The sequence below is a fragment of the Paenibacillus sp. UMB7766-LJ446 genome (assembly GCF_030226665.1).
GTDB classification, from domain to species: Bacteria; Bacillota; Bacilli; order Paenibacillales; family Paenibacillaceae; genus Paenibacillus; species Paenibacillus vandeheii.
In genome coordinates this window covers 678,694-688,585 of the sequence record NZ_JASOYM010000003.1, presented here as the reverse complement: position 1 = coordinate 688,585, position 9,892 = coordinate 678,694, and the positions used below count along the sequence as shown (strand labels likewise).

The window sequence follows — 9,892 nt, the reverse complement described above, 5'->3', positions numbered from 1 at the left end:
TGAGCCGTTACCCCACCAACTAGCTAATGCGCCGCAGGCCCATCCCCAAGTGACAGATTGCTCCGTCTTTCCAGTTTCCTTCAGGAGAAGAAAACAACTATTCGGTATTAGCTACCGTTTCCGGTAGTTGTCCCAAACTTGAGGGCAGGTTGCCTACGTGTTACTCACCCGTCCGCCGCTAACCATCGGAGAAGCAAGCTTCTCTTCAAGTCCGCTCGACTTGCATGTATTAGGCATGCCGCCAGCGTTCGTCCTGAGCCAGGATCAAACTCTCCAATAAAGTATTGAAAAGAGCGATATGCTCATTTTGAATCTGACGAGATTAAAAATCTCATTTGTGCTCCAGTCGATTCAAGCCAAGGCTTGTTTCATACTTTCGCGTTCATTCTGCAAGCAGAATGTTTACTCACTCGTTGTTCAGTTTTCAAAGATCAAACTTGTTTCGCTACTAAGTTTCGTTCAACTCAGCAACTTTTATATCTTATCACATCCGAACCAACTTTGCAAGCTGTTTTTTTAAGTTTCTTTCGAAGCTTATTTGTTTCGCTTGCCGCACCGTGTTTCTCGTGTTTTCTTGGCCGGAATTAGAATATACCATGTACAGATTCGAAACGCAAGCTTTATTTTCAATTAATTTATCTCTTCTACGCTCTATTTAATATAGATGCCCTTAATTGGTTATTCATCTCTATATTAACTAGCTCTTTATATCAAGATTGAAAATCTTTCCCCTTCTAATTCCTGCTATCCGCTTGCTTCTCATCCTTTACTTATGGACATCCATTAAAAAAAGCCATTCCTATTCGGAAAGGCTTTTTTTAATGGATTAGCCGATGACTTCCTGGATGTGGAGCTGTCTTTGCTGCATCAAATTAATAATCGTTCCCTCTACCGATACCATTGGCCTTGTAGGATGATCCCGATCCGAGAAAATGATTTCACCAATTTGATTATTGCTGAGTTTCACTCGGATACCATTATGGATCTGTGTAGAACGCTGAATAAATACATTCACGATAGCAGGGTCTAATTTGCCAAATGCCTCACTCTGAATTTGTTCCAGAACCAGGTATGGTGACTGCGCCTTACGATAGATCTTCTCCAGAGTCATGGCGTGAAAGATATCAGCGATGGCTACAATCTTGGCATAGATATGAATTTGCGTGCCGCTGAGCTGCAGCGGGTAACCTGATCCATCCACTTTTTCATGATGCTGCAACGCTGCGAGTCTGGCTCCTTCATTGATGGCCTTTGCCTGTTTCAGCACCTGATAGCCATATTTCGTATGCTGCCGGATCTCTGCCTGCTCTGAGGCCGTTAACGTTGATGGTTTATGGAGGATCTGTGGGTCTACTTTGCTATTACCGATATCATGGAACAATCCTGCAAAAGCTACCTGCATCCAGTCCTTAGACGGCAAATCCATCCACTGGGCCAATTGATAGGATGTCATGGCACTCAATACGGCATGGTGATATACATAATCATGTTCTTGAATAACTCGTGGACTAAAAGTAAGCACATTATATTGTTTGAGATGAACAAACAATGCCTCAAGCTGTGTACGCAGCTCATATACAGGTAATTCAGCCGCCAAGGAGGACAGGAAAGCCTTTTTGGTCAATCCAACCATCTTTTCATACTCTTCGTGAAGGGACGTTAATACCGGGGTTGAGACTGCGCTGCCGCCTTTGCCTACCCGTTCTCCGTTCTTCTCATTACCTGCATGGCCTGAAGACGTGGATGAAGCCTTGGAACCTGTGCTGCTTGTCCCCGTTCTCTCTTGCTCGATGTCTACTTGATGAATCATAAAAGCTCTGAGCACTTCCACATCTTTGGGCAAAATGACTTTGCCTTTCTGAAACAAAACATTTCCACGAAGCGTTTGCACGTCATTTCCCAGTTTAAGTCCTGGTTTGACTTCTGACAGGGTGATTAATCCCATGTAAATTCCCCCCACTCCTCGTTCTTCTATGATGAAACAAGACCATAGTCCCGGTTTTTCACGTTAATTCCCATTATATTACTCAAGAATCAGGCTGTACATCCTATATTTCCAGGAGAGAGGTCCTGAAGCTGTGAAAATAACAAAGGGCCCCCATATGGGAGCCCTCCAACTTCATTGCAATCATAAAATGATTTTCGTTATAGAAAAATGGATCCTATGCTTCGGAACCTGAATCATCGCCCTCAACTTCAGCATCGGAAACCGAGCCCTCATCCAGAGTTGACTCTTGACCTTCAGAATCAGAGGATTCCGCACCTTCAATCCATTCTTCGTCTTCAGGTTCTTCCTCATTCTTGTCAATTCGGCTGACTGTAGCTACGGAATCTTCATCGCGAATATGAATCAGCTTCACACCTTGCGTGTATCGACCCATGGTGGATATGCCTTCCATACTCATCCGAATGAGCGTACCGCTGGAAGTGATGATCATCAGATCCTCTTCCGTCTTAACCATTTTCAGGCTGACTACTGCACCATTTTTATCTGTGACGTTAATGGTTTTAATCCCTTTACCGCCACGAGTCTGCATCCGATAATCGCTGACAGGGGTACGTTTACCGTAACCTTTGGCTGTAACAATCAGTACATCCAGCTCCTGATCTACAACGTCCATGCCGATTACGACATCCTGCTCATCCAACGTGATCCCTTTAACCCCGGTCGCACTCCGTCCCATGGAACGGACATTTCCTTCCGAGAATCGGATCGACATCCCGTGAGCTGTACCCATAATGATCTCTTGCTGTCCATCTGTCAGCTTAACATCAATAAGGGCATCATCATCACGCAGGGAAATCCCGATCAGACCGCCTTTGCGAATATTGGTGTAATCCTCAAGTGGCGTCTTCTTCACAACCCCTTGACGGGTAGCAAAGAACAGATACTTGTCACTTTCGAATTCCTGAACTGGAATCACGGCATTGACCGATTCACCCTGCTCGATCTGAATCAGGTTGATAATCGGGGTTCCCCGTGCTGTACGTCCAAGCTCTGGAATCTCATAAGCTTTAAGACGGTACACTTTACCTTTGTCGGTAAAGAACATGAGGTAATTGTGAGAGTTGGTCACAAACAGATGCTCAACAAAGTCGGTATCTTTGGTGTCCATACCCACTACCCCACGTCCGCCACGCTTCTGACTGCGGTATGTGGATACCGGCAGACGTTTCACATAGCCTGTATGGGTAATCGTGATGATAACCTCTTCACGTGGAATCAGATCCTCGTCCAGAATGCTCTCTTCACCTACAGTAATCTCGGTACGACGATCATCGCTGAAGCGATCACGGATTTCTTGCAGCTCCGTGCTGATAATTTCAAGCACCAGGTGCTCGTTGGCCAGAATTTCGCGATACTCCTTAATTTTGACCATCAGTTCGTTGTATTCATTTTCGATACGTTCGCGTTCCAAACCTGTAAGGCGTTGCAGACGCATATCGAGAATAGCTTGAGCCTGATCGTGACTGAGTGAGAAACGCTCGATCAGACCTTCTCTGGCTGCATCGGTATTGCTGGAAGAACGAATCAACGCAATAATCTCGTCGATATGATCCAACGCGATACGCAAGCCTTCCAGAATGTGTGCGCGTGCTTCGGCTTTTTTCAGTTCAAACTGCGTACGTCTGCGTATAACCTCAATCTGATGCTGCAAGTAGTGATACAACACTTCACGCAGGTTCAGAATTTTAGGTTCTTTATTTACAATCGCGAGCATGTTAATCCCAAAGGTGGACTGCATCGCTGTATGCTTGTACAGGTTGTTCAGCACAACACCCGGATTCACGTCTCTGCGAAGCTCAATCACAATCCGCATACCGTTACGGTCAGACTCATCACGAAGATCCGTAATGCCATCAATCTTTTTATCACGTACCAACTCAGCAATTTTCTCAACGAGTCTTGCCTTGTTCACCTGATAAGGAAGTTCCGTAACGATAATCCGTGCCTTGTTGTTGTTCTCTTCGATGTTGGTTTTGGCCCGCATCGTTACTGAACCACGTCCGGTTTGATACGCTTGACGAATTCCGGAGCGTCCCAAAATGTAACCGGAGGTTGGGAAGTCTGGTCCTTGAATGTAATCCATCAATTCCATGGAAGTGATGTCCGGATTTTTGATCATGGCCTGTACGCCGTCAATGACCTCTCCCAAGTTATGAGGAGGAATATTTGTCGCCATACCTACCGCAATCCCGCCAACACCATTGACAAGCAAGTTAGGAAAACGAGCTGGAAGAACGATAGGTTCACTTTCTTCACCGTCATAGTTCGGCTGGAAGTCAATTGTATCCTTGTTGATGTCTCTGAGCATTTCCATTGCAATCTTGGACAACCGAGCTTCCGTATAACGCATGGCTGCTGCCATATCGCCATCCACCGATCCAAAGTTACCATGCCCATCTACGTGCATGTAGCGCAGGGAGAAATCCTGTGCCATCCGTACCATTGTTTCGTATACAGCAGAGTCACCGTGTGGGTGATACTTACCGATAACTTCGCCGACGATTCTGGCTGATTTTTTATGTGGTTTATCGGGTGTCATGCCTAGCTCGGACATTGCGTACAGAATACGCCGGTGAACCGGCTTCAATCCGTCACGCACGTCAGGTAAGGCACGGCTCACAATAATGCTCATCGCATAATCCATAAACGATTCACGCATCTCGACGCCAATATCCCGATCTTTAATCTGCGAGTTCATTTCTTCCGCCATGCTGGACCTCCTTCTTGTCCTTCAACAAACATTCCATTCGGTCATTCAAAAATCGATTATATGTGAAGAGCCTAACAAGGCTAAAACCGCACAAGGACGCTACTCTTTATTATATTACTTTCACAAAAGGTAAACAATTAAACGTCCGCTGGGCAATAGCCTTTCTTCCGGGAACTTCAGAGAGTCTGGGGGTTCGCCCTGCCTTCCTCTCCATTTGCACATACAATGCTAAAAAAAGCGGCAAATGTACTGTGTATATTCAGGCTGAAGCTGTTCCCGTTCTACGATCAAACTACATCTGTGCAACAAAACCGCACAAAACGCCATATTTCTCTATTATACCACTGAAATCATCTCTTGTCCTTTGATTTCTCCGCGTCTGTCACTCTTAGAAACCCCATCATAACAGGAAAGGACTGATGGCTCTTGGGTATCCAGCGTGTCTCCAGCAAATGGACCAAGACAGCTGTGTTACAACGCAGCCGTAATGTGAATGGATATATACCGGTAACACGACAGTATAGCCGCCAAGCCCTTGAACGAATGACTGAACTATTTGAGTCAAACTATATCAAACCGGATCGGGGAACTTATGGCAATGGCGTCATGCGGGTAAAAAAAATCCGTAAATTTCCACTGGCAATCCCTTCAGCCGTATCCACCATCGAGGAAACACGATCCGAAAACGTTGACGAGCAACTATCTGCTTCAAGCGATGAAATTAGCGCTGAAATCTCTGCTGCAATCCCCATGACAACATATGAGCTTCGATATGGGACCGACAAGAGATACTTCCATTCCCTAGATGAACTGGACTTGGCGCTCACTAAACGTATTCAGAAGCGTGACTACATCATTCAACAAGGTATTCCACTGATGAAGCATGATGAATTGCCTTTTGACCTGCGGGTATTAACCCAGAAAAATCTACAGCGCAACTGGGAAACGACAGGCATTCTGGGAAGGATTGCTGCACCAGGCAAGATCATTACCAACATTCATGGCGGCGGACGATTGGCCACCTTTGATGAGTTGGTACGCCCTCATTTTGACAAGGATCGGTTTCAGCAACTGCGCAGTGAGCTATATCGTTTAGGCATTCATACAGCGGTACAACTGCAGAAGTCATTTCCAAGGCTCAAAGAGATCGGGATTGATATTGCACTGGATGAAGATGGACGGCCATGGATTATTGAAGTCAACACCTTGCCAGGCATCTATGCTTTTGGCCTGTTGCCTGATAAGGAAACGTACCGGAAGATCAAACGTTACGCGAGGGCGTACGGCAGATTACCCTCCAAAAAAGGGAAAACATCTCGTACCTCCCCCAAAGCCCAGGCCCCCTCTGCCAAAAGCCGTATACACCGATAACAGCCACGCCAATGTCCAGACTAAGATTCTCTAGACTATGATCCCATAATGTAAAAAGGCGCCCTCGCAGGCGCCTTATCGAATATCGTTAGATGTCGAGGTTTTTCACGTATTTTGCATTTTCCTGAATGAAGTCACGACGAGGTTCAACATTATCTCCCATCAGGGTATCGAACATGGCATCAGCCAGCATCGCATCGCTGATGGATACTTGCAGCATCGTCCGGCTCTCAGGGTCCATCGTCGTTTCCCACAATTGTCCGGCATTCATCTCACCGAGACCTTTATAACGCTGGATGTTAAACTTCGCATTTTCGCCGAGCGTTGCAATGATTTCATCGCGTTCCTTCTCGGAGCCAGCATAACGAATCACTTTATTGCGCTCAATCTTGAACAATGGCGGTTGGGCAATGTATACATAACCTGCCTCAATGATTTTGCGCATATAGCGATAGAGGAATGTCAGAAGCAATGTCCGGATGTGGGCGCCATCGACGTCGGCATCCGTCATCAAAATAATTTTGTGATAACGTGCTTTGGCAATATCGAAGTCATCACCAATTCCGGTACCCATTGCGGTAATGATCGCTCTGATCTCCGCATTGCCCAAAATCCGGTCAAGACGTGCTTTTTCCACGTTCAGAATCTTACCACGCAGCGGCAAAATCGCCTGGAAGTGACGATCTCGTCCTTGCTTCGCTGATCCACCGGCGGAGTCACCCTCGACGATGTACAATTCACTGATTGAAGCATCCTTGGATGAACAGTCGGCCAATTTACCTGGCAAAGAGCTGACTTCGAGTGCACCTTTACGACGTGTCAGTTCACGGGCTTTACGTGCTGCTTCACGTGCACGGGCAGCTTGCAGTCCTTTTTCCAAAATGCGACGGGATACGGAAGGGTTCTCTTCCAGGAATTCCTGCAGCTTCTCAGCAAACAGGGATTCGACAATTCCGCGCACTTCACTGTTACCCAACTTGGTCTTCGTCTGTCCCTCAAATTGCGGTTCAGGGATCTTGACTGAGATGATCGCTGTTAGACCTTCACGTACATCATCCCCGGACAGGTTGCCTGTGCTGTCTTTGATTACGCCCGCTTTGCGCGCATAATCATTGATAATCCGGGTAAGAGCGCTCTTGAAGCCAGATTCATGCGTTCCGCCCTCATGTGTGTTGATGTTGTTCGCAAAAGAATAAATATTCTCGGTGTAGCTGTCATTGTATTGCAACGCCACTTCCACTTGGATGTTGTCTCTTGATCCTTCCACGTAAATCGGGTTTTCGTGCATCACTTCACGCTTCTGGTTCAGGAAGGAGACATACTCGATAATACCGCCCTCATACAGGAAAGAGTTGGTTACACCTGTACGTTCATCGGTTAAAGTCATGCCAATTCCCTTGTTCAGGAACGCGAGCTCACGAATACGAGTCAGCAAAATTTCATAGTCATACACTCTTGTTTCCGTGAAAATCTCCGGATCCGGATGGAACGTAACTGTTGTTCCCGTTTCCTCCGTTGTACCGATCGTTTTCAGATCGTACTGAGGAGCACCGCGACGGTATTCCTGTTGATACACGTGGCCGTCAACCTTAACTGTAACAACAACTTTTGCTGATAGAGCATTGACGACGGATACACCTACCCCATGTAGACCACCGGATACTTTGTACCCGCCACCGCCAAATTTACCGCCCGCATGCAGAACAGTCATTACAACCTCAAGCGCAGGACGTTTCATTTTGGCATGTTCGCCGACAGGAATTCCCCGCCCATTATCGACTACAGTGACGCTGTTATCTTCATGAATAGTAACTTCGATATGATCACAATAACCTGCGAGTGCTTCGTCAATACTGTTGTCCACTACTTCCCAAACGAGATGATGCAGACCTTTGGCACTGGTGGAACCAATATACATCCCCGGTCGTTTACGTACGGCTTCCAGCCCTTCAAGTACCTGAATTTCATCTGCACCATATGACGGTTGATTCATAGACATGCCTTTCACCTACTTCTATAGATTCAATATCGTAAATATGCGTTAACTAAGAATGCATGCTGAAACGAACAAATCCCCTTAATTCCAGTAAGCAATCTAAATAAAAACAAGCAGCAAAAGGTACAATAACTCGTACCGCCGATAGGCTAGAGATCAGGAAAAATGTGAGCTCGCTTCTTGAGCGTAGCTGAGGAAATAGGCGAGTAGTACACAATGTTTTTGGTCACAACAATGGACTTGGCTTCCTCTTCACCGATATGCTCCACTGTTTTTTCCTGCTCGGCATGCGTGACATACTGCTTGGAGATTTTTGAGGATTTTTCAATCGATATATCAAAAATAGCAACCAATTCGGAAGAACGGATGATCTTCTCACCGCCCAGATGAATGTACATAAGCCCTCACTCCTTAGCGTTCAACCTGTCCGGCATGAACGTGATAAATACTGGCATCCTTGAGTTTGTCAACGTTCAGACTCTCGATACCGGTAGCCGTAATAAAGGTTTGCACCTTGCTCTGGAAAGTTTCGATCAGCTGCGTCTGACGAAAAGGATCCAGTTCAGACAGTACATCGTCCAGTAGCAGGACCGGATATTCTCCGATTTCTTCGTGAATCAGTTCAATTTCCGCAAGTTTAAGGGACAACGCCGTTGTGCGCTGCTGCCCCTGCGAGCCATACGTTTGTACTTCCCGATCGTTAATGAAAAAGGACAGGTCATCCCGATGCGGCCCACTAAGCGTTGTGCCTCGGCGAATCTCCTGCTCTTTCATTTGTGATAATTTTATCATAAATTGGTCCATTAAGACAGCTTCATCTTCCTCAGCGGCTTCGCTGAAGGAAGGAAGGTAGGCCAGGCGCAGGACTTCTCCGCCTCCGGTGATGCCCTGATGAATCGTTTCAGCCCACTTTTGCAGTTTCTTTATGAATTGTTTCCTTTTTTTGACGATTTTAACACCGTGCTCCACCAGCTGTTCATTCCACACCTCAAGCATGGTCTGGGCTGAAGCATTCTGTCCCCATAATTGCTTGAGCAGATTGTTACGCTGGACGAGCACTTTTTGATATTGCTGCAAATGATACAGGTAGCCCGGAGCCACCTGGCCAATCTCCATGTCAAGAAACCGACGGCGGACCCCCGGTGTGCCTTTGACAATCTCAAGATCTTCCGGTGCAAACATCACCACATTGAGCGCTCCGACAAAATCACTCAGCTTGCGCTGTTCCAGTCCGTTGATTTTTGCTTTTTTGCCTTGTTGCGACAAAGATAGCTCGAGCTTGACTGATCCGTACTTTTTGTCGACCTCTGCTGCAAGCCTGGCACGTTCTTCACCGAAACGAATCAGTTCCTTGTCGCGGGATGTACGGTGGCTCTTGGTGAGTGCAAGCACAAAAATGGCTTCTGCAAGATTGGTCTTGCCTTGGGCATTTTGCCCGATTAATAGATTCACAGGACCAAAAGAATCCAGTCTCAGATGTTCATAATTGCGGAATTGCTGCAGATCTATGCTGTTCACAAACACGCGGTAACCTCCCTTTTATCCCGTCCGTCAGGAGGCAGCAGGATCTAACTGGTCTTCTTATTGTGCGACAACTTCGAACGAACCTTCTCCGTCCACCTCAACGATATCCCCAGGGTATAACTTGCGTCCCCGGCGTTCCTCAGGCTCTTTATTCACACGTACAAGTCCGTCCTGAAGCAGAGCTTTGGCCATGCCTCCGGTTGGGATGCAATCGGCCAGTTTCAAAAATTGGTCAAGCTTAATATATTCCGTACGTATCGCTACTTGGTTCACTATGATCTTC

At 46.6% G+C, this 9,892-nt stretch carries 7 protein-coding genes and 1 rRNA gene; 1 reads left to right on the top strand and 7 read right to left on the bottom strand.

All coding sequences use genetic code 11. The features are described 5' to 3' along the window. The 3 genes from QP794_RS11145 to gyrA form a co-directional block, all read right to left on the bottom strand. Positions 1-280 (bottom strand): 16S ribosomal RNA (locus tag QP794_RS11145); the annotation flags it as partial. Positions 281-826: 546 nt separating this feature from the next. Beyond that, a complete protein-coding gene (locus QP794_RS11140) occupies positions 827-1,945 on the bottom strand; it encodes an HD-GYP domain-containing protein (RefSeq protein WP_285076445.1) in 1,119 nt (372 codons plus the stop codon). Between the two features lie 217 nt (positions 1,946-2,162). Beyond that, positions 2,163-4,718 (bottom strand): DNA gyrase subunit A, encoded by a 2,556-nt coding sequence (gene gyrA / locus QP794_RS11135; protein WP_285076443.1) that lies wholly within the window; start codon positions 4,716-4,718, stop codon positions 2,163-2,165. 426 nt (positions 4,719-5,144) lie between these two features. On the opposite strand from gyrA, the gene QP794_RS11130 reads away from it, so the two are divergent. Next, on the top strand, positions 5,145-6,089 hold the full coding sequence (locus tag QP794_RS11130; RefSeq protein WP_285076441.1) for a YheC/YheD family protein: 945 nt from the start codon (positions 5,145-5,147) through the stop codon (positions 6,087-6,089). An 88-nt stretch (positions 6,090-6,177) separates the two neighbouring features. Here the strand turns inward: QP794_RS11130 and gyrB are convergent, their stop codons facing one another. The 4 genes from gyrB to yaaA form a co-directional block, all read right to left on the bottom strand. After that, positions 6,178-8,088, bottom strand: coding sequence for a DNA topoisomerase (ATP-hydrolyzing) subunit B (gene gyrB, locus QP794_RS11125; RefSeq protein WP_024629509.1), 1,911 nt, complete (start codon positions 8,086-8,088; stop codon positions 6,178-6,180). A 146-nt stretch (positions 8,089-8,234) separates the two neighbouring features. After that, the gene (gene remB, locus QP794_RS11120; protein ID WP_017691405.1) at positions 8,235-8,483 is read right to left on the bottom strand and encodes an extracellular matrix regulator RemB; all 249 of its coding nucleotides are present in this window, start codon (positions 8,481-8,483) and stop codon (positions 8,235-8,237) included. Positions 8,484-8,496: 13 nt separating this feature from the next. Next, a complete protein-coding gene (recF, locus tag QP794_RS11115; RefSeq protein ID WP_024629510.1) occupies positions 8,497-9,609 on the bottom strand; it encodes a DNA replication/repair protein RecF in 1,113 nt (370 codons plus the stop codon). Positions 9,610-9,666: 57 nt separating this feature from the next. Further along, positions 9,667-9,882 carry a S4 domain-containing protein YaaA gene (gene yaaA, locus QP794_RS11110; RefSeq protein ID WP_024629511.1) on the bottom strand — a complete coding sequence of 72 codons (216 nt, stop codon included), beginning with the start codon at positions 9,880-9,882 and terminating at the stop codon, positions 9,667-9,669. Positions 9,883-9,892 lie beyond the last annotated feature (10 nt).

What these genes read in the sequence shown, in the direction of transcription:
- QP794_RS11140 (WP_285076445.1), bottom strand. Translation starts at nt 1,945, where the DNA reads ATGGGATTAATCACCCTGTCAGAAGTCAAACCAGGACTTAAACTGGGA.
- gyrA (WP_285076443.1), bottom strand. Translation starts at nt 4,718, where the DNA reads ATGGCGGAAGAAATGAACTCGCAGATTAAAGATCGGGATATTGGCGTC.
- gyrB (WP_024629509.1), bottom strand. Translation starts at nt 8,088, where the DNA reads ATGTCTATGAATCAACCGTCATATGGTGCAGATGAAATTCAGGTACTT.
- remB (WP_017691405.1), bottom strand. Translation starts at nt 8,483, where the DNA reads ATGTACATTCATCTGGGCGGTGAGAAGATCATCCGTTCTTCCGAATTG.